Source organism: Anaeromyxobacter diazotrophicus, assembly GCF_013340205.1.
Taxonomy (GTDB): domain Bacteria; phylum Myxococcota; class Myxococcia; order Myxococcales; family Anaeromyxobacteraceae; genus Anaeromyxobacter_A; species Anaeromyxobacter_A diazotrophicus.
Genome location: NZ_BJTG01000005.1, coordinates 68,694 through 93,156, shown reverse-complemented (window position 1 = coordinate 93,156; position 24,463 = coordinate 68,694). Strand labels below are relative to the sequence as shown.

Below are 24,463 nucleotides of genomic sequence, written 5' to 3'. Positions count from 1 at the left end.
GAGTCCACCCCGTCCCTTCCCGACGCGGGGCGCGCCGGGGGAGGAACCGCCCTCCTTACGCGGCCCTAGAGGGTCGCGGGGGAGCCGTCGGGGGCGATCTCGGCGGCGGTCGCGCGCCGCCGGAAGCTCCGGCCCAGGGGCCGCGACTCGGGCGAGCGGCTCGGCGCGCGCTGCTTCGCGACCTCGCGCTGCACGAGCCGCTTGAGGCGCTGAGCGCATTCGAGGAGCGCCGCGTGGAGGTCGTCCTTGACGCTCTCGACCCGCAGCGTCTTCGCGTTCGGCATCCGGAACGTCACCTTGCAGGCCTGGTCGACGCCGCCCTTCGACGGGGTCGTGTCCTCCACGTGGACGGTGAGCTCGGTCGCGGGGCTGTCGTGCAGGCGCCCGAGCGGCCGGACGAGGTGCTTGCGCAGGAACGCGGTGAGGTCGCGCGGCTTCTCGATCTGGTGGGCATGGATGGAGAGCTTCATGCCCTCGAGATAGGGACGGACCGGCGCCCCTGCCAAGCCGGACGCGGCTAGACTGACCGGCATGACCGAGCGCCTCGACCTCGCCGACCCCTACCTCGCCCGCTTCGACGCCGACGTCGTCGCGGAGCGGACGCTGGGCGGCCGTCCGGCGGTGGTCCTCTCGCGGACCGCCTTCTACCCCGAGGGCGGCGGTCAGCCGGCGGACCACGGCGCGATCGGCGGGGTCCGGGTGGTCGACGTGCAGCGGGTCGGCGAGGAGATCCTCCACGCGCTCGAGGGGCCGGCGCCGCGCGGCCGCGTCGTGGGCGAGGTGGACTGGCCGCGGCGCTTCGACCACATGCAGCAGCACCACGGGCAGCACCTCCTGTCGGCGGCCTTCGAGCGCGCCCTCGGCGCGCGCACGGTCTCGTTCCACCTCGGCGTCGAGACCTGCACCATCGACCTCGACGTCCCGCTCGACCGGCTCCGGCCGGCGGCCCTGGCCGACGTCGAGCGCGAGGCGAACAGCCACGTCTGGCGCGACCTGCCGGTGACGGTGGCGGAGCTGTCGCCCGAGGAGCTGGCGCGGCTGCCGCTGCGGAAGGAGCCGACGAAGGGCACGCGGGTCGTGACGGTGGAGGGCGTCGACCACAGCCCCTGCGGCGGCACGCACCCGCGCCGCACCGGCGAGGTGGGGGCCATCGCGGTGCTCGGCGCCCAGAAGTGGGGGGCGGGGGCGCGGGTCGAGTTCGCGTGCGGGGGCCGGGTGGTGGCGCTGCTCCACCGGGACGCGGCGCGCCTGGCGGAGGCGGCGGCGGCGCTGCGGTGCGCGCCGGCCGAGGCGCCCGCGGCCGCGGCGCGGCTCGCCGCCGAGGCGCTCCAGCGGCGGAAGGATCTCGACCGCCTCGCGGTCGCCGCCGCCGCCACCGAGGCGGAGCGGCTCGCCCTGCGCGAGGGCGCGCTGGCCGAGGAGCTCGCGCCGCCCGCCGGCGCCGACGCGGCCGGGTACCTGCGGGCGGTGGCGCAGGCGCTCGCGGGCCGCGGCCGGACGGCGCTCCTCGCCGCCCGCGGCGAGGGCCGCGCGCTGCTCTGCTTCGCCCGCCCCAAGGGGCCCGGGCCGGACCTCGGCGCGCTCCTGCGCCAGGCGGTGGCGCTCCTCGGCGGCAAGGGTGGCGGCGCCCCCGAGCTGGCGCAGGGCGGCGGCCCCGAGCTGGAGAAGCTCGGCGAGGCGCTCGCGCTCGCGCGATCACTTCTCGAATAGCTCGTCCGCCTTCACCACCTTCACGTCGTCCGGCCCGGCGATCCCCAGCGGGAACCGCTCGATCACCCGGTCCGCCGCCAGCACCGCGGGCGGCTTCGGGACCGGGTAGCTGATGGGGGACGGCGCGCCGCTCCTGAGCTCGGCCTGGAGCTCCGCGGCGCCGTGGGTGGCCACCGCGATCCGGAGCCGCGCCGGGTCGACGTGGTGGCGCAGCGCGGCGTTCACCTCGTCGAGGGTGAGGGTGGCGAGGCGGTTGCGGAACGTCGCCAGCCAGGGCTGGTCGAGCCCGTAGAACCTGTCGTCGAGCGCGTACCCGAGGCGCCGCGTGTCGGCCTGGTCGAAGGTGAGCGTGTAGCCGGCCAGGAACCGCTTCACCCGGTCGAGCTCCTCCTGGCCGAGCCCCTCCTTCACCCAGCGGTCCACCTCGTACAGGGCGGCGCGGACGGCGAAGAGCCGGTGCTGCGGCTCGACCGGCCGGAGCCACACCGTGAACTCCTGGTAGGTGCGCGGGTGGTTCACCGCCGGCAGCGCGCTCCCGGGCGCCTGCACGAAGTGCTCGGGGTAGGCGTAGTCGCCGTAGTTGAGCCCGCGCACCTCGCGCAGCTCCTTGAAGAGCCGGAAGGCGGCGCCCTGGCGGTGCTCGCCCAGCGCCGACACCGCCACCACCAGCGCCGGGAAGTCCGGGTCGCCGCGCCGCACGTCCCAGGTCATCCCCATGGAGATGGCGGTGGGGGCGGACGGCTTCTCCACCAGCAGGAACCGCGGCGCGCGGGTCACCGGGGGCGCGAGCGCCGGGCGCGGCGCGCCGGCGGGCAGGCCGGCCAGGTCGCGGGCGAGCCGCGCGGGCAGATCGCCCTGGTAGCCGCCGGCCGCGCCGACGCTCATCCGCGCCTGGGTGAAGACGCGCCGCCAGTGCGCCGCCACGTCGTCGGCGGTGATGGCCTGGAGCCCCTGCACGGTCCCGCCCGTGAAGTGGCCGTAGGGATGGCCGCGGTAGAGCATGAGCCCGAGCGCCTCCTTCCCCAGCTCCTCGTCGCTCTCGGAGCGCAGCCGCTTCGCCACCGCGTCGATGGCGCGCCGCCGGAGCCGCTCCAGCTCGGCGGGGTCGAAGCGCGGCGCACGCACCACGTCCTCCAGGATGGGCAGGAAGCGCTCCAGGTCCTCCTTCGGGCAGCGCCCGGCGAAGACGGTCGTCTCCTTGGCGGTGACTGCCGTGAGCTCGGCGGCCATCGGGTAGAGCGCGCGCGCCAGCTCGGCGGCCGCCAGCTTCGCGGTGCCGCCCTCGGCCATCACCGCCGCGGTGAGCGCGGTGAGCCCCTCCTTGCCGGGGGGATCGTCCACCGAGCCGGCCAGGAAGAGGATGCGGACCGCGACGGTGGGGTGCGCCGGGGCGGGGAGGCCGACGCGGCTGCCCGCCCCCACGCCGGCCCGGAGCGGCGGCGCGCCGGCGGTGCGCGTCCCCGCCGCGCCGCCCGGGCCGGCGCAGGCGGCGAGGAGCGCTCCCAGCGCCACGAGGGCCGCGGCCGCGCGCCTCATCGCGCGCCTCCGCGCGCCGCCGGCTTCTCCGCCCGGCCGCCGCCCCCGGTCGCGACCACCACCGTCGTGCGGTTCTCCGGGACGAGCCAGCGCCGCGCGAACGCGGCCAGGTCGTCCGGGCCGAGCCGCTCCACCCGCCGCAGGACGACGTCGACGTAGCCCGGGTCGCCGGTGAGGCCGCCGTAGTAGACGAGCCAGACGCCGGTCCGGTAGGGCGTGTCGGTCTGCATGACGAGGCTCGCGCGCACGTTCGCCTTCACGTCGGCGAGCGCGCGCGGGTCGACGCGCCCGGCCGCGACCTCCGCCACCGCCCGCTCCACCGCGGCCCGCGCCGGGGCCTCGGCGGCGGCGTTCTCCAGCACGAGCTCGTAGCCGAACAGGAACGGGTCGCGCCGCGGCTGGAACTCGCCGGCGATCTCCTCGGCCAGGCGGCGCTCCAGCACCAGCTCGCGGTGCAGCGGCGAGGAGGGGCCGAAGAGCAGCGGCCAGAGCACGAGCTGGGCGGCGGTGGCGTCGAGATCCTCCGCGCCCGGCGTGTGCCAGCCTTGCCACAGCCGGGGCAGCACCGGCGCCGCCCAGGCGCGGCGCACCTCCTTCGGCTCGCGCTGCGGCGGCTCGGGCTCGACCTTCGCGCGCTGCGCCTTGCCCTGCCACGGCCCGTAGTGCTGCGCGAGCGCGTCGAAGACCGCCTCCTCGTCGAAGTCGCCCACCACCAGCACCATGGCCGCGTCCGGCCGGTAGAGCCGGCGGTAGAAGTCGAGCGCGTGCTGGTAGCCGCTCGGCATGTCGCGCACATCGCGCTCGAAGCCGAGCGTGGTGTGGCGGTAGGGGTGGCGCGTGAAGGCGACCTCGCGCGAGGCCTCCTCCACCTCGAAGTCCGGCGAGGCCTGGCTCTTCATGAGCTCGCCCAGCACCGCCCGCGACTCGACCTTGAAGTCGTCCTCGCCGAGGTCGAGGTTGCGGAAACGGTCGGCCTCGAGCGCGATCACGGTCGGCAGCGCCGCCGACGGGCCGTAAAGCCAGTAGGCGGTGACGTCGTCGTCGGTGAAGGCGTTCGAGTCCATGCCGAGCGACTTCGTGGCGCGCTCCCAGTCGTCGCCCGAGTGCGCCTTCGTGCCCCGGTAGCTGAGGTGCTCGAAGAAGTGGGCGAAGCCGCTCCGCCCCGGCTCGACCTCGTCGCGGCTCCCCACCGTGAAGACCGTGAAGAAGGCGGCCAGCCCGGGCGAGTCGTACGGGACGAAGAAGACGCGCAGCCCGTTCGCGAGCTGGCGCCGGTGCAGGGGGTAGGGGAACGGCCCCGGCGCGGCCTGCGCCGGCGCGGCGGCCAGCGAGGCGGCGAGGGCGAGAGCCAGGATCAAGGGTGGACCTCCGTCGCCCGGGCTGGGGCGCCCGGACCATCGGATGTAGGGCGGGGGCTCGTCCCCCGCCGCGGCGAGGACGTTACTGCCGCTCCCGGGCCCGGGCCAGGTCGACGAGCGTCGCGCCCCATCCGCCACCCGCCTCGTCGGCGGGGCGGAAGGCGCGCACCCGCGGCGAGCGGGCGAGGATCGCCTCGACGGTCCGGCGCAGCGCCCCGGTCCCCTTGCCGTGCACGATCCGGACCTGGGTGAGGCCCCGCTCCTGGCAGGCGGCGAGCCACTCCGGCACGAGGTCCTTCACCTCGGCGGGGCGGAAGGTGTGCAGGTCGAGGGTCCCATCGATGGGCAGCTCGACCGGCTCGTCCTCGGGGGGGCCGTCCACCGCGGGAGGATAGCGCCGCTACGCCGCGCGCGCCGCCAGCCGCGCCCGTACCAGGCTCCGCAGCTGCTCCAGCTCGAACGGCTTCTCCAGGCACGACTCGCGGTGGCGCTCGACGAAGTCGTGCGAGGCGGGCGTGAAGGCCCCGCCGGTGACGAAGATCATCCGCTCCGCCAGCGCGGGCGCCCGCACCCGCAGCTCGCGCCACAGGTCGATGCCGGTGAGGTCCGGCATGAGGAGATCGGTCACCACCACGTCGTACCGGGTCCCGGCGTCGAGCCGCTCGAGCGCCTCGCGCGCGCTCGTCACCACGTCCACGTCGTGCTCCGCCGCGAGCGTGCGGCGGACCGCGGCGCCCACCGCCGGCTCGTCGTCCACCACCAGCACCCGGCCCCGGGCCGGCTGGGGCGCGGGCTCCGGGAGCGGCAGCGGCAGCGCCTCGGCCGGCCCGGTCCAGCGCCGCAGCACCACGCGGAAGAGCGCCCCCGCGAGCGGCGCGCTCTCCACCTCGATGGTGCCGCCCATGGCGGCGACGAGGTTGTGGCAGATGGAGAGGCCGAGGCCGGTGCCGACGCCGGGCGGCTTCGTGGTGAAGAAGGGGTCGAAGATGCGCGGGCGGTGCTCGGGGGCGATGCCGGCGCCGGTGTCCTGCACCTCCACCGCCACCCGGTCGTCGTCGAGCGGGCGCACCGTCACCCGGATCTCGTTGTGGTCCGCGGCGCCCTCCGGGATGGCCTGGGCCGCGTTCACGAGCAGGTTCAGGAACACCTGCGCCAGCCGCGCCTCGTTGCCGTGGACCGAGGGGGCCGCCCGGAAGTCGCGGATGAGCCGCGCCCGGTGGCGGATCTCGTTCCACGCCATGTGGACGCAGGACTCGAGCACCGGCTCGAGGCGCACCTCGCCGGCCCGCGTCTCGTCGCCGCGCGAGAAGGTGCGCAAGTCGCGGATGATGTCGCGCATGCGCTGGGCGCCCGCCTGCGCGTCCGCCATCGCCTGCGCCAGGTCGTCGCGCGCGGGACCGTCCGCCGCGGCCGGCCGCCCCGACACCATCTCGGCCACCCAGGCCAGGTTGGCCATGACGTAGGAGAGCGGGTTGTTGAGCTCGTGCGCCACCCCGGCCGCGAGCGTCCCCACCGACGCCATGCGGTCGGCCAGCGCCAGCCGCGCCTGCAGCGCCCGGCGCTCGGTGACGTCGCGCATGAGCCCGAGGTGCAGCCCGGGGAGGATGCGCGCCACCGCGGTGTACTCCACCTGGCGGGGCGACACGCCCGGCGGGGCGACCTCGAGCTCGCCGGCGCAGCGGCCCTCGGTCTGCAGGCGCGCGCCGATGGCGGCGACCTGCGGGGCGTTGCGCTCCCCGAAGAGCGGGGTGGCGACCTGGCCCACCAGCTCCGCGCGCGTGCGGCCGAAGAGGCGGCAAGCGGCGGGGTTCACCTCGGCCAGCCGGCCCTGGTCGTCGAAGGTGGTGATGGCGTCGGTGGCGTGCTCGACGATGGCGCGGAGCTGGCGCTCGCGCGCCACCAGCAGCTCCTCGGCGTCGTGGCGGGCGAGCATGGCGGAGAGGAGGCTCGCCACGGTCTCGAGGAAGTGCACCTCGTCGGCGGTGAAGCGGCGCTGCCGGCGCGCGTGCGCCTGCAGCACCCCGAACACGCCGTCGCGCCCCCGCACCAGGACGGCGACGCTGCTCACCACCCCCAGCGCGCGGAGCGCGGGCGCCTGGAAGCGCTGCTCGGTCGCGAGGTCCGCCACCACCACCGTCGCCTGCTCGCGGAAGGTGAACCCGGAGAGCGAGCCGCCGCCGGACGGGACGCCGCCCTCGGGCGGCGGCTCGTGCGGCACGTTGCTGGTGCGCACCAGGAGGCGGTCGCCGTCCGGCGTCGCCTCGAGGAGCTGCACCAGCTCGCACCCGAGGGTGGCCGCGACGAGCCGGGTGGTCAGCGTGAGCAGCGGCTCCAGCGCCTCGGCGTTGAGCGCCAGCTCCGCCAGCTCGGCCACCGTCGCCTGCTGCCGCGCGCGCTCGCGGAGCTCGATCTCGCCGTGCCGGCGGGCGGTCACGTCGCGCAGGAAGAGCGCCCGCCCCACCACCCGGCCGGCGGCGTCGCGGTGGGGGGCGCCGTACCGCTCGACGGTGCGCCCGTCCACGAGCGCGATGTCCTCGAACGTGATCTCGTCCGAGAGCTGGAAGTGAGCCGAGACGCCGGCCAGGTACGACGGCCGATCCGCCACCCTGGCCGAGATGAGCGTCGTGATCGCGTCGCGCTGCTCCCGGGCGGGCACGGCGGTGACGCGCGCGATCTCGGCAGCGTCGAGCCCGAACAGCTCGAGGTAGCGGCGGGACACGAAGGCGACGAGCGCGTCGGCGTCGAGCTCCATGTAGCCGTCGCCGGCCGAGGCGCCGGGCGCCGCGGTGGCGCTCCGCCGGCCGGGCACGGCGCGCACGGCGAGCGCGATGCGCTCGAGCGACCCGGCGGCGGGGAGCGGGCGCGCCGTGACCTCGGCCCAGCCGAAGGAGCCGTCGGCGGCGCGGACCCGCAGCTCGACCACCTGTGACCGGCCCTGCGCCACGCCGCCCAGGGCGTGCGCCACCAGCGCCGCGTCGGCGGAGTGCACCAGGTCGAGCACGTGCTGGCCGCGGAGCGCCTCGGGGGCGTGGCCGAAGGCGAGCGCCAGCGCGCCGGAGGAGGCCTGCACCCGCCCGTCGGGATCGAGCAGGACGATCGCGTCCTGCCCGGGATCGGCGAGAGCTCCGCGCTCGAGCGCCTCCGGGCGCGTGCTCTGCTCGGAGCCGGGATCCCCCTCGACGAGTCTCACCGGCGGATTCTCCGACAGGAGTTCCTCGCGCGCCACCCCCGGGGTCTCGGGGGTGGGTGTCCCGCCCACCCTGCCTCCGACGCGCGACGGCGCGCGGCTGGCCGGGTATGAAGGGCGGACTTGGAGCTCCCCGATCACCTCGAGCGGCTACGGGCGCTCCTCGCCGCCGAGCGCGAGGAGGAGCGCGCCCGCTTCGAGGAGGCGCGCGGGCGGTGGTCCGTCGCCGAGCGCGCGGCGCGCGGCCTCGCGCTGCCGGAGGTCGAGGCGCTCGACGAGTCCGGCCTGGCCGGCCGGGCGCTCGTCAGCTACGGCCGCGCCGACGGGCGCCCGCTGGGCGGGGCGCGCCTCGGGGTGGGCGCGCTGGTGCGGGTGCAGCCGCGGCACGCCCCGAGGGCGGCGGAGGACGCGCCGGCGGGGGTGGTGGCGCGGCGCACCCGCCAGCGGGTGGCGGTCGCGTTCGACGAGCCGCCGCCGGACTGGGCCACCGAGGGCCGGGTCACGCTGGAGCTGGAGCCGTCGCCCGTCACCTGGGAGCGGCTCGCCGCCGGGCTCGGGCGGATGGCGCAGGCGAAGGAGGGGCGGCGCTGGCACGCCGTGCTGGCGGGGGCGGCGCCGGCCTTCGCCGCGCGCGCCCGCGGCCCGGAGCTCGCGGCCCCGCTCAACCCGGAGCAAGAGCGCGCGCTCGACCTCGCCGACCGCGCCGACGACCTCGCGCTCGTGCACGGGCCGCCCGGCACCGGCAAGACCACGGTGCTGGTGGAGGTGGTGCGCCGGGCGGTGGCGCGCGGCGAGCGGGTGCTGGCGGCCGCGCCCTCGAACCTGGCCGTGGACAACCTGCTCGAGCGGCTCGCCGCGGCGGGCGTGGACGGGGTGCGGGTGGGGCACCCGGCGCGCGTGCTGCCGGCGCTGCTCGACCACACCCTCGAGGCGCGGGTGGCCTCGCACGAGGCGGCGCGCATCGCCGCGGAGCTGGTGCGGGAGGCGCTCCAGCTCCGCCGCGACGCCCGCAAGCGCAAGCAGCGCCGGGGCCCGGGGCGTTTCAGCGAGGCGCGGGTGGCCGAGCGCGACGCGCGGGCGCTGCTCGCCGAGGCGCGGGCGCTCGAGGCGCGCGCCGAGGCGGAGGTGCTCGAGCGCGCGCCGGTGGTGCTCGCCACGCTCACCTCGCTCGACGGCCCCGCGCTGGCGGGCCGCCGCTTCGCGCTGGCGGCCGTGGACGAGGCGACGCAGGCGGTGGAGCCGGCCGCCTACCTGGCCTTGCTCCGGGCCGACCGGGCGGTGCTGGCCGGCGACCACCTGCAGCTGCCGCCGACGGTCCTCTCCGCCGCCGCGCAGGCGGGCGGGCTGGGCGTCTCGCTCTTCGAGCGGCTGGTGGCGCTGCACGGCGACGCGGTGAAGGTCACCCTGCTCGAGCAGCACCGGATGCACGAGGCGATCATGCGCTTCCCCTCGGACGCGCTCTACGGCGGCGCGCTGCGCGCCCACCCGGCCGCCGCCGCGCGCGGGCTCGACGCGGCGCCGCTCGAGGTGGTGGACACGGCCGGGCGCGGCTTCGAGGAGTCCACGCCGGAGGGGTCCGACTCGAAGCAGAACGAGGGCGAGGCGGAGCTGGCCGCGGCGGAGGTGGAGCGGGTGCTGGCGCTCGGCGTCGCGCCGGCCGACGTGGCGGTGATCTCGCCCTACGACGCCCAGGTGCAGCGCCTGCGGCAGCTCCTCGCGGCGCGGGTGGACGAGGGCCTGGAGGTGGACACCGTCGACGGCTTCCAGGGCCGCGAGAAGGAGGCGGTGGTGGTGTCGCTCGTGCGCTCCAACGAGGCGGGCGAGGTGGGCTTCCTCGCCGACGTGCGGCGCATGAACGTCGCGCTCACCCGCGCCCGCCGCAAGCTGGTGGTGGTGGGCGACGGTGCCACCGTCTCCCGCCACCCCTTCTACGCCGCCTTCCTGGAGCACGCCCAGCGGACCGGCGCCTGGCGGAGCGCGTGGGAGCGGGAGGGCTGACCGCGCGTGCCCATCGCTCCGGTCTCGCTTGCCCCGCCCGTGGTCCGTGCCGATCTCCCTCGCCCCGCGCAGCGGGAGAGGGCCAGGGCTCATCATGACTCAAATCTTCGAGGGCGCATGCGGCCCCGCAGCCGCGGGCGGTCTTGGCGGGCCGGCGGCCTCGGCAGCGACGGGGCGCGGCAGGTGGGCGGCCGGTGGCGCGACGCCGAGCGGCGCTGGCCGGCGGGCGGCGCACGCGAGGCGGAGCCGCGCGTTCGAGGCGGCGGCGCGTGCGCGGCTTACAGGGGTTCGCTGAGGGTGCAGCACGGTGCGTCCGTGGCGCACGCCCCAACGGTGAGTGTGGTTCGCGCTTGACCGCCTTCGAAGCCAAGGGCGCTCGCGCGCTCACGGCGCTTCAGAATCACGCGCCAGCGCGCCGTGCCTGGCGGCTGCGGGGCGCTCGGCGCAGCCGAAGGCGAAGTCGGCGGCCACCTCCCGAAGACGCATGGACGCGGCCGCCAGGGGCCTTCCCGGCGGCTCGAAGACTGCGTGTTACCGTCAGCGAACACGCACCAGAGGTCTCCATGCCCGACGCCGCGCCCGCTTCCCTCGATACCGCCGCCCTCTCCCATCGCCTGGCCGCGCTAGCCAGGGACGAGCGCCACACGCAGGTCGAGTTCCTCCTCCACCTCGACGTCTTCGACCAGCGGCGAGCCTGGGCCGAGGCCGGATACCCGTCACTTTGGGAGTGGTGCGTTCGCGCCCTTCACCTCAGCGAGGGGGCGGCGGGCCGGCGCATCGCCGCCATGCGCGTGCTGCGCCGGCTCCCCGGGCTCGCGGAACCTCTGCGCGACGGGCGCCTCTCCCTGTCCACGGCCGCGGCGCTCGGGCCCGTGCTCACGGAGACGAACTGGGAGGAGCTCGTCCAGAGGGCCGCGTACAAGACGAAGACGGAGACGGAGCACCTCGTCGCGTCGCTGCAGCCGCGGCAGGCGCCGAGGGAGGGGTTGCGGCGGCTGCCGAGGTCGGAACAGGCGCCGGCCGCGCTCTCGGGGCCGCTCGGGGCGGGCTGCGTCGAGCTCGCCCGCGGCGGGGGACGAGCCCCCGCCCTACAGCCCGCGGCGACGTTCGTGGAGGCCCCCAGGCCCGAGGCGTCCGCGGCGCAGGCGTGCCCGCCCCAGCTTCACGTTGCGCAGCCCGCTCCTGGGCGCCGCGCCACGCTCGAACCTCTCGACGCCGACACCTACTCGCTACGGGTCACCGTGGACGCCGCGCTGAAGAAGGACCTGGACCAGCTGAAGTCGCTCCTCGCCCACAAGGTCAGGAACGGCGACCTCGGCGCGCTTCTCCGGGAAGCGGTGAAGTGCGCGCTGGAGAAGCATGGCAAGCGCCGCGGGGCGGTGGAGCCCTCGCGGGCGCGGAAGAGCCCCGCGCCGGCGGAGAAGGCACCCCCTCCGACCCCTGGCCAGCGCGAGCCCATCCCGGCCGCGGTGCGCCGCGAGGTCTGGAAGCGGGACGGTGGGCGCTGCGCCTGGTGTTCGGCGGGCGGCCGCCGCTGTGAGAGCACCTGGATGCTGGAGCTCGATCACATCCGGCCTGTGGCGCTCGGCGGGCGCAGCACCGCCGAGAACCTGAGACTGGTGTGCCGCACTCACAATTCGCTGCACGCTCAGCAGGTCTTCGGCAGGGAGCACATGGACCAGTTTCGGAATGATGCGGACCGGAGCACTCCACCCACCGCCGCTGGCGGAAGCACTTCAGGGGCGTGCGGCAAGGGCGCGCAGACCGCGGGGGCGACGCCGACGCCGGACCGGCGAGGTACCGGATCATGAGCCGATCTCGCCCTTCGCGAAGCCGTCCCGCGTCCCCCCCCGATCTGCCGCGTCACCGGGCCGAGCTATGGTGCGCCCCGTGCTCCTCTCGACCTTCCAGCTCACCCCCGGCATCGGCCCCTACCGCGAGCGCCAGCTCTGGGCGGCCGGCGTCCGCAGCTGGGACGGCTTCCCGGCCGCCCCCGAGGTGGCGCTCTCGGCGCGGCTCGACGGCCGGGTGCGCGAGGCGATCGCCGCGGCGCGGGCGGCGCTCGAAGGCGGCGACGTCGGCGCGCTCGCCGCGCTCATGCCGGCCCGCGAGCGCTGGCGCCTCTACCGCACCTTCGAGGCCGACGCCGCCTTCCTCGACATCGAGACCGACGGCGGCGACCTCGTCACCGCGGTGGGCGTCCTCGACCGCGACGGCCCGCGCGTCTTCCTGCGGGACAAGGACCTCGACGACTTCCCGGACGCGACCCGCGCCTGGAAGGTGCTCGTCACCTTCAACGGCGCCTCGTTCGACGTCCCCATCCTGGAGCGCGCCTTCCCCGGCTGGCGCGCCCCCCGCGCCCACGTCGACCTGCGCCACCTCTGGGGCCGCCTCGGCCACCAGGGGGGCCTCAAGCTCCTCGAGCAGGAGACCGGCGTCGGCCGCCCCGGCCACCTCGCCGGCGTGGACGGGATGGAGGCGGTGCGCCTGTGGCGGCGGCACCGCGCCGGCGACCGCGAGGCGCTGCGCCGCCTCGCCGAGTACAACCTCTACGACACGGTGAACCTCAAGGCGCTCATGGCCCTCGGCTACAACCGGATGCTCGAGCGGTTCGAGCTGCCGGGCGAGCCGGTGGCGCCCTGGGAGCGCGGCGAGGTGCTCTACGACGTGACGAAGCGGCTCCTCGCCATCTAGCGCGTCCGAGCGAAGGGGCCCCGATGCACCGCATCCTCGTCGCGCTCACGCCGCTCCTCGCCTTCGCGGTCGCCGTCGCCGCCGCGCCGTTCCGGCAGCCGCGCGACGCCGAGGGCCGCTTCGTGAACCTCGACGGCTCCGGGCCGAAGGGGCTCGGGGCGGTGCTGAAGTGGTCGGTGCTGGATCGCCTCACCGGGAAGCGGCGCAGCGCGCCCGATCGCGCCCCGGTGCCCTCGCTCGCGCCGGACCTGGCGCGCCTGGCGGTCCCGCCCGCGCCGGGCGAGGGCGCGCGGATCACCTGGCTCGGCCACGCCAGCTTCCTGGTCCAGCTCGACGGGGTGTCGCTGCTCGTCGACCCGGTGCTGGGCGAGAAGGTCGTGACGGTCCCGCGCAACGTGCCGCCGGGCCTCACTCCGGAGCAGCTCCCGCACGTGGACGCCGCCCTCGTGTCGCACGGCCACTACGACCACCTCGACCTGCCGACGCTCACGCGGGTCGGGGCGGTGGTGTACGCCGGCCTCGGCCAGCGCAGGCTGCTCGAGAAGGCGGGCCTCGCCTGCGCCGAGCTCGGCTGGTGGCAGACGGCGCGGATCGGTCCGGTGGAGGTGACGTTCGTGCCGGCCCAGCACTGGAGCCGCCGGAGCCTCGGGGACACGAACCGCGCCCTGTGGGGCGGCTTCGTCGTGAAGGGATCGTCCGCGACCGTCTACCATTCGGGCGACACCGGCTGGTTCGACGGCTTCGCCGAGATCGGCCGCCGGTTCCGGATCGACGCGGCGCTCCTCCCCATCGGCGCCTACGACCCCGCCTGGTTCATGTCTCCGCAGCACCTGAACCCGGAGGAGGCGCTCCGCGCCTTCGGCGACCTCGGCGCCGCCACCTTCGTGGCGATGCACTGGGGGACGTTCAAGCTCTCGGACGAGCCGCTCGACGAGCCGCCGCGGCGCCTCGAGGCGGAGCGGGCGCGGCTCGGGCTCGCGGCGGAGCGGGTGCGGGTGCTGGCGGTGGGCGAGTCCATCGAGGTGCGGCGCGCCGTCGCTGCCGCCGGGGCGGGGCGTCCCGGGCCGGGCGGCGGCTAGCGCCCGAAGGTCGCTCCCCGCCAGGCGCCGCGTCACGCCCGGCCGCTCCGGCCTACACTCCTGGCGAACGGGGGGTTCCGTATGTCACGGAGAGTGGTGGTGGCGTGCCTCGCCGCGCTCGGGATGGCGACGCCGGCGGAGGCGCAGTTCGGCGGCTTCCTCGACAAGGTCAAGGACCGCGCGGCGCGCGGCGCGCAGGACGAGGTCGGCAAGCAGGCGGAGCAGAAGGCGCGCGAGGCGGTGCGGGTGGACGGGAAGAAGCCCGCGCCGGAGAAGCCGAAGGCGGCGCCGGCCGGGGAGCCGGCGCCGGGCGAGGCGAAGCCGGCCGACGCGCCGCCGCCGGGCGAGGTGTACGGCAACCGCTTCGACTTCGTCCCCGGCGACCGGGTGCTCGTCTACGACGACTTCGGCGACACCGACGTCGGCGAGTATCCGGCGAAGTGGACCCTCAAGGACGGCGGCGGGAACGCGGTCGAGGTGGTCGAGGTGGGCGGGAAGCGCTTCCTGAAGACGCGCTACCAGCCGCACGGGCAGCCGCACTCGGTGCACTGGCTGCGCTACCCGATCAAGGGCGACCTGCCGAGGAAGTTCACGATCGAGCTCGACGCCGACATGCAGGCGCCGTTCACGGTGCTGTTCTCGAAGACGCTCAACTGGGGTGGCCAGGGCGTCCGCTTCAACTGGGAGCGCCGCGGCGTCACCACGGCGCACACCGAGGGACAGACCCCGTACGACCGCGGCGTACGGCACGTCGCCATCGCGGTCTCCGGGACGCAGGTGAAGGTGTACGTCGGCGGCGAGCGCGTCGCCTCCGACCCCGACGGCGTCGTGCGGCCCATCACCCGGCTCGGCCTCGCCTTCGAGGGCACGCACGACGAGCGCGGCGACCACCAGCTCGTCACGAACTTCCGGCTGGCCGAGGGAGGCAAGGACGCGAAGACGATGCTGGCCGGGGACGGGCGCATCGTCACCCACGGCATCCTCTTCGAGACAGGCTCGGACGTCCTCCAGCCGGAGTCGGGCCCGACGCTGCGGGCGATCCAGGCGCTCCTCGCCGACGACCCCGCGCTGCGCTTCTCCGTCGAGGGCCACACCGACGCGGTCGGCGGGGCGAAGGTCAATGGCCCGCTCTCGGAGCGCCGCGCGGCCTCGGTGAGGACCTGGCTCGTGAGGCAGGGGATCGAGGAGCGGCGGCTCCAGGCGAAGGGGCTCGGCGCGACCAAGCCCATCGACACGAACGACACCGCCGAGGGGCGCGCCAACAACCGGCGGGTGGAGTTCGTCAGGCTCGGCGTGCCCGGCAGCTGACGCGGGGCGCTTAGGCCCGAAGGCCGTCCCCCGCTGGGCTGGGTCACGACCGCTCCGGTCGACCTACAACCCCGCGCGGGGGATCCACGCATGTCACTGCGGAAGATGGGGGTCGCGGCGGGGCTGGCGTTCGCCTTCGCGGCGCAGGCGCAGTTCGGCGGGCTGCTCGATCAGGTGAAGGAGCGGGCGAAGCGCGGCGCCGCGGACGAGGTGGGGAAGCAGGCGGAGGACGCCGCGCGGGGCGCGGTGCGCGTCGACAAGGGCAAGCCAGCGCAGCAACCGCAGCCTCAGGACGGGGGCGTCGCGAAGGTGGAGCCGGCGGCGGGCGAGGCGCCGGCGGCCGCCGCGCCGGCGGCGGGCGAGGTGTACGGCAACCGGTACGACTTCGTCCGCGGCGACAAGGTGCTCGCCTGCGACGACTTCAGCGACACCGACGTCGGCGAGTACCCGGCCAAGTGGACCATCAAGGGCGGCGGCGGGAACGCCGTCGAGGTGGTCGAGGTCGGCGGGAAGCGGTTCCTCAAGGCGCGTTACCAGAAGGACGGGCAGCAAGGGGCGCTCCAGTGGCTGCGCTACGCGGTGAAGGGCGACCTGCCGAAGAAGTTCACCATCGAGCTCGACGCCGACGTCGAGGGGCCCTTCGAGCTCGTCTTCTCGAAGCCGCGCAACGAGGGCGGCCACGCGATCGTCTTCCACGAGAACGGGCGCGAGGTGGCCTCCGCCAACGCGCGCGGGAAGGACCCCTTCGAGAAGGGGATCCACCACGTCGCGGTGGCGGTCTCGGGGACGCAGGTGAAGGTGTACATCGACGGCGAGCGCGCCCTCTCCGACCCGGAGGCGGTGGAGCGCCCGATCACCCGCCTCGGGCTCGGCTTCGGTCCGGTCTACGGCGGAGGGCCCGCCGGCGATCACGAGCGCGTGACGAGCTTCCAGCTCGCGGAGGGCGGGGGGAAGGACCCCAAGGCCATGCTCGCCGGCGAGGGGCGCGTCGTCACCCACGGCATCCTGTTCGACAGCGGCTCCGACGTCATCAAGCCCGAGTCCGGCCCGGCGCTGCGGTCGGTGCTGGCCCTCCTCACCGAGGACGCGGCGCTCCGCTTCCGGATCGAGGGGCACACCGACGACCAGGGCGGACCAAAGGTGAACGGTCCGCTCTCGGAGCGGCGAGCCGCCTCGGTGAGGACCTGGCTCGTGAAGCAGGGCGTCGCCGAGCAGCGGCTCGTGTCGAAGGGCCTCGGCGCGACGAAGCCCATGGGCCCGAACGACACCGCCGAGGGGCGCGCCAACAACCGGCGCGTGGAGTTCGTCAAGCTGACGGGCACGGCCAGCTGAGGGGGCGAGGCCTTCGACTCGAACGGCCGAGGAGGAACGCCATGAACACCATCGTGAGGCTCGCCCTGCTCGCGGCCCTCCAGCTCGGCTTCGCGGGGAGCGCCCGCGCGCAGCAGGCGGCGGCCGACGCCGTGATCGGCACCTGGACGCTCGTCTCCGAGACGGCTCTCCACGGAGGGAAGACCACGGAGCCGCTCGGCCCGCACCCGCTGGGCTGCATGATGCTCGATCGCGGCGGCCGCTTCATCCTGATGATCGCCCGGTCCGATCTTCCGAGGTTCGCCGCCGGCAAGCGGGAGGCCGGGACCCCCGAGGAGAACAAGGCGGTCCTCGCCGGCTCGCTGTCGTTCTTCGGCACCTACCGGCTCGACGGCGCGGGCGGGGTGCTCATCCTGCGCCCGGAGGCCAGCACGTTCCCGAACTGGGTGGGAGCGGACCAGAAGCGCCAGCTCACCCTCAGCGGTGACGAGATGAAGTGGGTGAACCGGGCGCCGGCGATCGGCGCCGAGGTCGTCGAGGTCGTCTGGAGGCGGGCGCGATAGCTCGCGCGCACGTTCACCGGGGTGCGGGCTGGGGATCGCCCGGCGGGCGCCCAGCGGAAGAGGTGGCGGCTTCCTGGACGGCGTCGGCGAGGGACGGCAGCTGCGGGTCGGGGGCGGCGCCGGCCCGGGCGCGCCGCAGCCGCAGCGAGGCCCAGGCGATGAGGGCGATCGGCACCGCGGCGGTCGCGACGAACGAGAGCGCGGTCGCCGCGACCCGCGCCGCCGGCCAGCGCCCGGCGATCACCCCCTGGGCGAGCTGGAGGCACAGGACCACGACGAACGCGGCCACGGTCGCCTGCAGGAAGGAGCCCACCTCCCGGCGCCGGGCGTCGCGGTCGGCGGTGAACGACGGGTCCCGCGCCGCGGCCGCCTCGAACGCCTCCTCGGCCTCCTCCGCTCGCCCCTGCCGCGCCAGGGCGCGGGAGAGGCCGGCGCGCGCGTCGGCGCTGCGGGCGTCGGCGCGCAAGGCGGCGCGGAAGATCGCCTCCGCCGCCGCCGGGTCGCGACGCAGCTCGAGCTCGCCCAGCAGCCGCACCGCCAGCGGATCCTCGGGGACGGCGTCGCGGGCGCGCGCGAGCGGCCCGCGCGCCTCGTCCCCGTACCCGGCGGCGAAGAGGGAGAGGGCCAGGCCGAGCTGCGCGCGAGGCGAGCCGGGCGCGAGCCGCACCGCCTCCTCGGCGGAGGCGATCGCCTCGCGCCCGCGCCCCAGCAGGCGGAGCGCCGACGCCCGGACGAGGCGGGGCCAGGCCTCGCCGGGGGCGGCGGCGACCGCCCGGTCGGCCTCCGCGAGCGCCTCGCGGCCGCGCCGCGCCAGGACGAGGGCCAGCGCCAGCGCGGCCCGGGCGCGGGCGGCGCCGGGCGCCTCCTCGACGGCGCGGCGCGCGCGGTCCTCGGCGCGCCCCGCGTCGCGCCGGCGGATCGCGTCGAGGGCCTCGTCGAGTGCGCTCATCTCCCGCCCCGCTGCGACGTCTGGAAGCGCCCGATCGCGACTCTAGCCCGAGCGGCGGCCGGCGGCCGCTCCCCGCCGGAGCGCGGCGCGGGGAGCGGGGAGCGGGACGCGCGCTCACATCTTCCGGTCGTTGTGCTTCGCCCGGTAGATCTGCCGCGAGGTGCGGTTCTGCTCCCGGTTGATCTGGCGGCGCTCGGCCGGGGTGAGCTTGCCGCCGTTCGCGGCGCGGTCCGCCTTGATCTGGCGGTCGATGCGCGCCTCCTTGCGCTCGAGGCGGGCGGTCTCGCCCGGCGTCAGCTCGCCGCTCCTCACGCCCTGGGCGATGCGGTCCTGCTGGTTCGCCTCCCGGCGGTCCACCTCGGCCCCGAGGGCGGGGGCGGCGAGGGCGACGGCGAGGAGGGCGGCGGCGATCCTGGAGGAGGTCGAGGTCATGGCGGAGTTCCTTTCGGGCAGGCGGACGATCGCCCGGCCCGGTCCATTCAACCCGCGCGCACCGGCGGGGTTGCGCTGGCCGCTCGCCGCGCTCGCCCTGCCACGGTCTCGCCGCTAGAATCCGCCTCCCCATGAGCGAGATCACGCCCGAGGTCGTCGCGCGGCACGGCTTCACGCCCCAGGAGTACGAGGAGGTGAAGCGCCACCTCGGGCGCGAGCCCAACCTGACCGAGCTGGGCGTCTTCTCGGTCATGTGGAGCGAGCACTGCTCCTACAAGTCGTCGCGGGTTCACCTCAAGAACCTGCCCACCCAGGGGCCGCGGGTGCTGCAGGGGCCGGGCGAGAACGCCGGCGTCATCGACCTCGGCGACGGGCTCGCCGCCGCCTTCAAGATGGAGAGCCACAACCACCCGTCGTACATCGAGCCCTACCAGGGCGCGGCGACCGGCGTGGGCGGCATCCTGCGCGACGTGTTCACGATGGGCGCCCGCCCGGTGGCGAACCTCAACTCGCTCCGCTTCGGCGACCCCGCGCACCCCAAGACCGCCTTCCTGCTCGAGGGGGTGGTGGGCGGGATCGCCGGCTACGGCAACTGCATGGGCGTGCCGACGGTGGGCGGCGAGGTGATGTTCCACCCGAGCTACAACGGCAACTGCCTGGTGAACGCCTTCACGGTGGGCGTGCTGCCGGCCGACAAGATCTTCCGCGGCAAGGCGGCCGGGGTCGGGAACCCGGTCATGTACATCGGCGCCAAGACCGGGCGCGACGGCATCCACGGCGCCACCATGGCCTCGGCCGAGTTCGACGCCTCCACCGAGGAGAAGCGCCCGACGGTGCAGGTGGGCGACCCGTTCATGGAGAAGCTGCTGCTCGAGGCGTGCCTAGAGCTCTTCCAGACCGACGCGGTGGTCGGCATCCAGGACATGGGCGCGGCCGGGCTCACCAGCTCCTCGGTCGAGATGGCCGGCCGGGCCGGCAACGGGCTCGACCTCTACATCGACCTCGTGCCGCGCCGCGAGGAGGGGATGACGCCGTACGAGGTCCTCCTCTCCGAGTCGCAGGAGCGCATGCTGCTCGTCGCCGCGCACGGCCGCGAGGACGAGGTGCGCCGCATCTGCGAGAAGTGGGACCTCGACGTGGCGGTGGTGGGCATCGTCACCGGCAGCGGCCGCTGGCGGGTGCTCTCCGGCGACGCGGTGGTGGCCGACCTCCCGGTCGAGCCGCTCACCGAGGGCGCGCCGCGCTACCAGCGCCCCATGACCCCGCACCCGGCGCTGCCGGCGCTGCACGCCTTCGACCCGGCCACCCTGCCCGAGCCGAAGGACCTGGGCGGCGCGCTCGTCGCGCTGCTCGGGCGCCCGACCGTCGCCAGCAAGGAGTGGGTCTACCACCAGTACGACCACATGGTCCGGCTCGTGGGGGCGGTGCGCCCGGGCGGCGACGCGGCGGTGGTGCGGCTCGCCGGCGGCGATCCGGTGCGCGCGCGGAAGGGCCTCGCGCTCTCGGTCGGCGCGAACGGCCGCTTCTGCTTCCTCGATCCGCACCTCGGCGCCATGCACGCGGTGGCGGAGTGCGCCCGCAACATCTCCTGCGTCGGCGGCGAGCCGCTGGCGGTCACCGACTGCCTCAACTTCGGCAACCCCGAGAAGCCGGAGATCATGTGGCAGCTGGCGGAGGCGGTGCGCGGCATCGCCGAGGCCTGCCTCGCGCTCGGGACGCCGGTCGTCTCGGGCAACGTGTCGCTCTACAACGAGACCGAGGGGCAGGGGATCCTCCCCACCCCGACCATCGGCATGGTGGGGCTGGTGGAGCCGGTGGAGCGCACCTGCGGCGCCGCCTTCCGCCGCGCGGGTGACGTGGTGGCGGTGGTGGGCGAGCTCCTGGGCGAGGTGGGCGGGAGCGAGTACCTCGCCGCGGTGCACGGGAAGGAGGCGGGGCGCCCGCCCCCGCTCGACCTCGCCCGCGAGAAGGCGGTCCAGGCGGTGGTGCGGCAGGCGGTGAAGGACGGCCTCCTCTCCTCGGCGCACGACTGCTCCGACGGCGGCCTCGCCGTGGCGCTGGCCGAGTGCTGCATGATGGACGCGCCGCCGCCCGGGGGCGGGGCGCCGCCCTGGCTCGGCGCCGCGCTGCGCGTCCCCTTCCCACGCCGGAAGGACTTCATCCTCTTCGGCGAGGAGGGGAGCCGGATCGTGGTGTCCTTGCCGCCGGAGCGGTGGGCGGAGCTCGAGGCGCTCGCCCAGGCGGCGGGCGCGCCGCTGGTGCGGCTCGGGGTGGTCGGCGGCGACCGGCTCGAGATCCAGGGCGCGGTCTCGCTGCCGGTGGCGGAGCTGGCGGCGGCGTGGCGGGCGGGCCTGCCCCGCGTGCTCGGCCGCGCCGAGGCCCACTTTCCCCCGGCCTCCGGGTAGGCTGGACACCCACCGCAATGACCCCGCGCGACCCGCTTCAGGGTGATCCGGCACCCCGGGTCAACCAGCCAGGGAAGATCCCGCAGGCGGCTTGGCCCGATGGCTCGGCCTCGCCGTTGCACGGCCAGCGCTCGATGGAGCCCCTTCCCGGCATCGTGGCCCTGGCCGCCGTGTTCGACCGTGCCCGCGGCGCGCGGCTCGACGCCGCGGAGCGGTTCGTCTCGTCCCTGCCGCGGCTCTTCCCCGACGCGCTGGTCGGGTGCGACCTCGCCTGGCAGCCGCGCGCCGCCGTCTTCGTGGTGGTGATGCGCTTCTCCGAGCGGCGCTTCGGCGCGGAGGGGCGGCGGCGGCTCGACTTCTGGCTCGCCCGCGCCGGGGTGCGCTCCACGGCGCTGGCGGAGGTCTCGGCGGCGCAGCGCGCCTCCTTCTTCTCGAACCTCGAGGCGTGCCAGGCGCGCGTGATGGGCGTCGCGCCCGATCGCCTCGCCCTGGACGCCGCCGACCTCTTCACCGCGGCCGGTGCCCCGCCCGCCCGCGCCGCGCGCGCCGGCGCCGGGCCGGTCCTCGCGATGGACGTCGGCGGCCCGGGCTGGGAGGGCGTGCGCTACGTGGCGGAGGAGGCTTCGCTCTTCATCCCCGGGCTGCTCGCCCCGGCGGCCGGGGACGAGCTCGTCCTCGCCCTGCGCGTCCCCGGGCTCGAGCGGCCGTTCGAGACCCGCGCCATGGTGGCGTGGGTGCGCACCGCCGACGATGGCGGCGGGGCCCAGCCCGGCTTCGCGCTCACCCTCCGCGACGCCGCGCCGGAGCTGCTCGGCGCGCTCGCCGCCCGCCAGCCGCCGGCGGTGTCGCTCTCGGCGGCGGCGCTGCGCGCCTTCCCCCGCTACGTCGTGAAGGCACCCGTGGTCGTGACCCCCTGGGCCGAGGGGGGCGAGGGTGCGCCGCGCGCGGAGCCCCCCGCCGCCGCGCTCGAGGGCGAGGAGCAGGGCGCGGCCGGGCCGTCGCTGGCCGAGTACGGCGGCGACGAGGAGCTCACCGGGGACTACCTCGAGAACCTGTCGCAGGGCGGCGCCTTCGTGCGCACCGCCCACCCGCGCGCGGTGGGCGAGCGCGTGCGCCTCGGCCTGCGGCTGCCCGGCGGCGAGTCGTTCTCCGCCCCGGCGCTGGTCGCCACCGTCACCGACAAGGGCATGGGCGTGAGCTTCGACCTCGACGAGGCCGGCCAGCAGCGGCTGGCGGCCGCCATCACGCACCTCAGCGCCCGGGCCCGCCGCGCCCTGGTGGTGGACGACGACGCGGTGGTGCGCCGGATGCTGCAGGAGTCGCTGCAGCAGCGCGGGTTCGAGGTGCTGACCGCCGACGACGGCAGCTCCGGGCTGTCGCTGCTGGCGGACGAGCTCCTGGCGCTCGATCTGCTCGTCACGGACGTGCGCATGCGGAAGATGGACGGCGAGGCGTTCATCCGGACCATCCGGCGCGCCGGGGGCGAGGCGGACCTCGCCATTGTGGCCATGACCGGCGGCCTGGAGGGCGACCTCGAGCAGCGCCTCCAGAAGGAGGGCGCCGACGCGGTGCTCGACAAGGCGCTCGGCCCGGAGCTCATCGCCCAGGCCGCCGACGCCGTGCTCGAGCGCAAGCGGACGGCGCAGGCCTGAGCGACGAGGCCAGCGCCGTCCCGCCCGCGCCGCGCGGGCCGCCGCTCACGGACACTGGGCGACGAGATCGACGCGCTGGGTGACGGCCGGATTGAGCCCGTCCCAGAGGGTCACGCTCAGGGTGGCCGCGGTGCAGCTGAAGGTGAGCCCTCCGGAGCAGGCCGCGCCCAGGCAGCTGAAGCTGGCGCTCCCGCCGGACGAGGCCTGGACGGTGACGCCGACCGGCACTGGCGAGCGCACCGACGGTGCGTAGGTGAGGCTGGTGCAGTTCACCGTCGCCACGTACTCGCAGGGCTCGCCGATCGGGCAGACCCTGGTGCACTTGGCGGGCAGCGCCACCGTGACCGAGTCGAGGCTGGGGGACGGCGGCGCCTGCGCCGCGAGCCGCGCGCCCGGGCTCCCGCCGCGCTCCCAGGGATCGGCGGCGCTCACGGTGAGCACGAAGGGCGAGGCCACGAAGCTCGACAGGGCGGGGCCCGCGCTCCACGGGGAGGCCGTGCCGCAGGTGGCGGTGAGCGTCGCCCCGGAGGCGCTCGGCGCGAGCGCGGCGGAGCAGGCGGCGTTCCCCGCGTCGGGGCTGGCGAGCGGATCGCCGTCGGGGTCGACGAAGGTGGCCGGCGCGCCCTGGACCAGGTAGCGCGCGCCGTCGTGGGAGGCCACGGCGCCGATCGCGAACGGCGTCGCGACCGGCGCGCGGTTCGGGATGGAGAGCGCGAGCGGCACGTCGGCCGCGCGCCAGGGATCCTTGACCCGGGCGAGGACGCCGACCGGGCTCCGGCCGTCGGCGGCGCGGAACGACCCCGGGTAGGCGAGGTCGGTCTGGAGCGTGAAGCGCCCCAGGCCGTCGGACGACCAGACGCCGTGCGCGTCGACGTTCTGCGCCTGGTAGCCGACGAGCTCCGCCGGGTCGCCGTCGGGGTCGAACGGCGCCGGGATCGCGCCGGCGGCGGTGAAGCAGCGGCCGCTCGGGGTGAGGCAGTTGCCGGTCCCGTGATCGGTCGCGATCACGAGCGAGGCCAGGGTGGGCGGCGTGTCGCGGACCTCGAAGGGCAAGGTCACGGTGGCCTGGCCGCCCTGCTGATCGCCGACCGTCACCTCGAGCTGGCGCTGTACCCCGGCGCCCAGCGCCTGGCCGGCCACGGTGGGCGAGAGCTCCTGGGCGGAGAGGCAGGTGAGGTCCACCGTGACCTCGACGGCGTCGCTTCTCACCAGCGGCGTGAGCGTTGCCTGGCAGCCGGTGGCGGCGCTCTCCAGGACGCGCGCCGTGACCTGCAGCGGGTCGCCCTCCGGGTCGGACGCCGTGTACTTCACGAGGCCGTGCACCCGGTAGACGTTGTCGGCGAAGGTGTGGTCGAAGGCGGCCAGGTCCAGCTCGGCGGCGAGCGCCGGGGCCGCATCCTCGACCGTGACCCGGATCTCGACCGGCGTCGTGAGCGCGTCGCCGTCGGTGACGTGCGCGCGGAACGTCCACACCCCGGCGATGCGCGCGCCCGCGGAGGCGATCCGGACGATGGGGTTCGCGGCGCGTGCGTCGGGCTCGAAGGAGGCGGCGGCCCGATCCGCCCCCTCCGGTGGATCCACCTCCCACTGGTACCCGAGCGCCTGGCCGTCCTCCACGTCGTGGGCGGTAACCGAGAGCTGGAAGGCCGCCGCGCCGCCCGCGTCCACCGCCTGGCACGCGAGCGGGGTCCCGGCGCAGCGGTGCTGCAGCAGGAGGTCGGGGCTCTGCCCGTCGATGACGGGCGGGTTCGCCGACGGCGCCACCGTGACCGCCTGGGCGATCGGCGCGCTCTCGAGCTCCAGGCTGTTCTTCACGGTGAGCTCGACCTGGTACTCGCCGGCGCAGCGGAAGGTGGTGGCGAGCTTGTCCGCCGCGCCGCTGGCGGGGGAGGGGTCGCAGGCGGTGGCCGAGGCGCGCTTCACCGCCCAGCGGTAGGCGGTGAGGCGGTGCTGGGGGTTCGGGTCGACCGAGCCCGAGCCGTCGAACTGCACCAGGCGGTGCGAGACGAGCTCGCGGCCGGTGCCGACGATGGCGATGTGCGCCTGGGGCAAAAGGCCCGCCACGCAGGCGCCGCCCAGGCAGTAGCTGGACGACGGGCACTCGCTGTCCTGCTGGCAGCTGCGCGGTTGCCGCGCGCTCGTCCCGCAGGCGGCCGCGAGCGCGAGCCACGCCGCGAGGCCGATCCCTCTCTCGAGCCGGTTCATTGGAAGCTCCCCCTGGATGCCGTCGCGATGGTTCTCACTGACAGGCAATGGTCACGCATAGTATGGTTAGCGGATG

General features: G+C 75.9%; 18 protein-coding genes. 10 read left to right on the top strand and 8 right to left on the bottom strand.

The annotated features are described in order from the left end of the window. Positions 1-65 precede the first annotated feature (65 nt). Positions 66-470 carry an HPF/RaiA family ribosome-associated protein gene (locus HWY08_RS11635; RefSeq protein WP_176065281.1) on the bottom strand — a complete coding sequence of 135 codons (405 nt, stop codon included), beginning with the start codon at positions 468-470 and terminating at the stop codon, positions 66-68. Positions 471-531: 61 nt separating this feature from the next. On the opposite strand from HWY08_RS11635, the gene HWY08_RS11630 reads away from it, so the two are divergent. Further along, on the top strand, positions 532-1,710 hold the full coding sequence (locus tag HWY08_RS11630) for an alanyl-tRNA editing protein (protein WP_176065278.1): 1,179 nt from the start codon (positions 532-534) through the stop codon (positions 1,708-1,710). Here HWY08_RS11630 and HWY08_RS11625 read toward each other — a convergent pair. From HWY08_RS11625 to HWY08_RS11610, 4 genes are all read right to left on the bottom strand, one after another. After that, positions 1,696-3,246 (bottom strand): M16 family metallopeptidase, encoded by a 1,551-nt coding sequence (locus HWY08_RS11625; protein WP_176065276.1) that lies wholly within the window; start codon positions 3,244-3,246, stop codon positions 1,696-1,698. The genes HWY08_RS11630 and HWY08_RS11625 overlap by 15 nt on opposite strands. Beyond that, positions 3,243-4,604, bottom strand: a complete 1,362-nt coding sequence (locus tag HWY08_RS11620; RefSeq protein ID WP_176065274.1) for a M16 family metallopeptidase — start codon at positions 4,602-4,604, stop codon at positions 3,243-3,245. The genes HWY08_RS11625 and HWY08_RS11620 overlap by 4 nt, the downstream gene beginning before the upstream one ends. An 82-nt stretch (positions 4,605-4,686) precedes the next feature. After that, positions 4,687-4,986 (bottom strand): Smr/MutS family protein, encoded by a 300-nt coding sequence (locus HWY08_RS11615; RefSeq protein ID WP_176065273.1) that lies wholly within the window; start codon positions 4,984-4,986, stop codon positions 4,687-4,689. A gap of 18 nt (positions 4,987-5,004) precedes the next feature. Then, positions 5,005-7,794: a PAS domain S-box protein gene (locus HWY08_RS11610; protein ID WP_176065271.1), complete on the bottom strand. Its 2,790-nt coding sequence runs from the start codon at positions 7,792-7,794 to the stop codon at positions 5,005-5,007. Between the two features lie 120 nt (positions 7,795-7,914). On the opposite strand from HWY08_RS11610, the gene HWY08_RS11605 reads away from it, so the two are divergent. The 7 genes from HWY08_RS11605 to HWY08_RS11575 all read left to right on the top strand — a co-directional run bounded on the left by HWY08_RS11605 (position 7,915) and on the right by HWY08_RS11575 (position 16,744). After that, positions 7,915-9,789, top strand: a complete 1,875-nt coding sequence (locus HWY08_RS11605) for an AAA domain-containing protein (protein WP_176065269.1) — start codon at positions 7,915-7,917, stop codon at positions 9,787-9,789. 563 nt (positions 9,790-10,352) lie between these two features. After that, a complete protein-coding gene (locus HWY08_RS11600) occupies positions 10,353-11,600 on the top strand; it encodes an HNH endonuclease (RefSeq protein ID WP_176065267.1) in 1,248 nt (415 codons plus the stop codon). Positions 11,601-11,679: 79 nt separating this feature from the next. Then, the gene (locus HWY08_RS11595) at positions 11,680-12,483 is read left to right on the top strand and encodes a ribonuclease H-like domain-containing protein (RefSeq protein ID WP_176065265.1); all 804 of its coding nucleotides are present in this window, start codon (positions 11,680-11,682) and stop codon (positions 12,481-12,483) included. Positions 12,484-12,506: 23 nt separating this feature from the next. Further along, positions 12,507-13,562 (top strand): MBL fold metallo-hydrolase, encoded by a 1,056-nt coding sequence (locus HWY08_RS11590; protein WP_176065263.1) that lies wholly within the window; start codon positions 12,507-12,509, stop codon positions 13,560-13,562. Positions 13,563-13,661: 99 nt separating this feature from the next. Continuing rightward, complete coding sequence (locus tag HWY08_RS11585) at positions 13,662-14,870, top strand: OmpA family protein (RefSeq protein WP_176065261.1); 1,209 nt, start codon at positions 13,662-13,664, stop codon at positions 14,868-14,870. Positions 14,871-14,960: 90 nt separating this feature from the next. Next, positions 14,961-16,202 carry an OmpA family protein gene (locus tag HWY08_RS11580; protein WP_176065259.1) on the top strand — a complete coding sequence of 414 codons (1,242 nt, stop codon included), beginning with the start codon at positions 14,961-14,963 and terminating at the stop codon, positions 16,200-16,202. Between the two features lie 41 nt (positions 16,203-16,243). Next, positions 16,244-16,744: a lipocalin-like domain-containing protein gene (locus HWY08_RS11575; protein WP_176065257.1), complete on the top strand. Its 501-nt coding sequence runs from the start codon at positions 16,244-16,246 to the stop codon at positions 16,742-16,744. 13 nt (positions 16,745-16,757) lie between these two features. On the opposite strand, the gene HWY08_RS11570 is transcribed toward HWY08_RS11575, so the two are convergent. Beyond that, on the bottom strand, positions 16,758-17,693 hold the full coding sequence (locus tag HWY08_RS11570) for a tetratricopeptide repeat protein (protein WP_176065255.1): 936 nt from the start codon (positions 17,691-17,693) through the stop codon (positions 16,758-16,760). Between the two features lie 114 nt (positions 17,694-17,807). After that, positions 17,808-18,125 (bottom strand): hypothetical protein, encoded by a 318-nt coding sequence (locus HWY08_RS11565; RefSeq protein ID WP_176065253.1) that lies wholly within the window; start codon positions 18,123-18,125, stop codon positions 17,808-17,810. Positions 18,126-18,256: 131 nt separating this feature from the next. Between HWY08_RS11565 and purL the strand changes: the two genes are divergently transcribed. Both purL and HWY08_RS11555 read left to right on the top strand, forming a co-directional pair. Further along, complete coding sequence (gene purL / locus HWY08_RS11560; RefSeq protein ID WP_176065251.1) at positions 18,257-20,530, top strand: phosphoribosylformylglycinamidine synthase subunit PurL; 2,274 nt, start codon at positions 18,257-18,259, stop codon at positions 20,528-20,530. A gap of 134 nt (positions 20,531-20,664) precedes the next feature. Beyond that, positions 20,665-22,182 carry a response regulator gene (locus HWY08_RS11555; RefSeq protein WP_176065249.1) on the top strand — a complete coding sequence of 506 codons (1,518 nt, stop codon included), beginning with the start codon at positions 20,665-20,667 and terminating at the stop codon, positions 22,180-22,182. A 45-nt stretch (positions 22,183-22,227) separates the two neighbouring features. Here the strand turns inward: HWY08_RS11555 and HWY08_RS11550 are convergent, their stop codons facing one another. After that, positions 22,228-24,387: a hypothetical protein gene (locus HWY08_RS11550; RefSeq protein ID WP_176065247.1), complete on the bottom strand. Its 2,160-nt coding sequence runs from the start codon at positions 24,385-24,387 to the stop codon at positions 22,228-22,230. Between the last annotated feature and the right edge of the window lie 76 nt (positions 24,388-24,463).

Bases quoted from the DNA above. Each gene is read 5' to 3' on its own strand.
- HWY08_RS11635 (WP_176065281.1), bottom strand. From the start codon at position 470: ATGAAGCTCTCCATCCATGCCCACCAGATCGAGAAGCCGCGCGACCTC.
- HWY08_RS11630 (WP_176065278.1), top strand. From the start codon at position 532: ATGACCGAGCGCCTCGACCTCGCCGACCCCTACCTCGCCCGCTTCGAC.
- HWY08_RS11625 (WP_176065276.1), bottom strand. From the start codon at position 3,246: ATGAGGCGCGCGGCCGCGGCCCTCGTGGCGCTGGGAGCGCTCCTCGCC.
- HWY08_RS11600 (WP_176065267.1), top strand. From the start codon at position 10,353: ATGCCCGACGCCGCGCCCGCTTCCCTCGATACCGCCGCCCTCTCCCAT.
- HWY08_RS11590 (WP_176065263.1), top strand. From the start codon at position 12,507: ATGCACCGCATCCTCGTCGCGCTCACGCCGCTCCTCGCCTTCGCGGTC.
- HWY08_RS11580 (WP_176065259.1), top strand. From the start codon at position 14,961: ATGTCACTGCGGAAGATGGGGGTCGCGGCGGGGCTGGCGTTCGCCTTC.
- HWY08_RS11575 (WP_176065257.1), top strand. From the start codon at position 16,244: ATGAACACCATCGTGAGGCTCGCCCTGCTCGCGGCCCTCCAGCTCGGC.
- HWY08_RS11570 (WP_176065255.1), bottom strand. From the start codon at position 17,693: ATGAGCGCACTCGACGAGGCCCTCGACGCGATCCGCCGGCGCGACGCG.
- HWY08_RS11565 (WP_176065253.1), bottom strand. From the start codon at position 18,125: ATGACCTCGACCTCCTCCAGGATCGCCGCCGCCCTCCTCGCCGTCGCC.
- purL (WP_176065251.1), top strand. From the start codon at position 18,257: ATGAGCGAGATCACGCCCGAGGTCGTCGCGCGGCACGGCTTCACGCCC.
- HWY08_RS11555 (WP_176065249.1), top strand. From the start codon at position 20,665: ATGGAGCCCCTTCCCGGCATCGTGGCCCTGGCCGCCGTGTTCGACCGT.
- HWY08_RS11550 (WP_176065247.1), bottom strand. From the start codon at position 24,387: ATGAACCGGCTCGAGAGAGGGATCGGCCTCGCGGCGTGGCTCGCGCTC.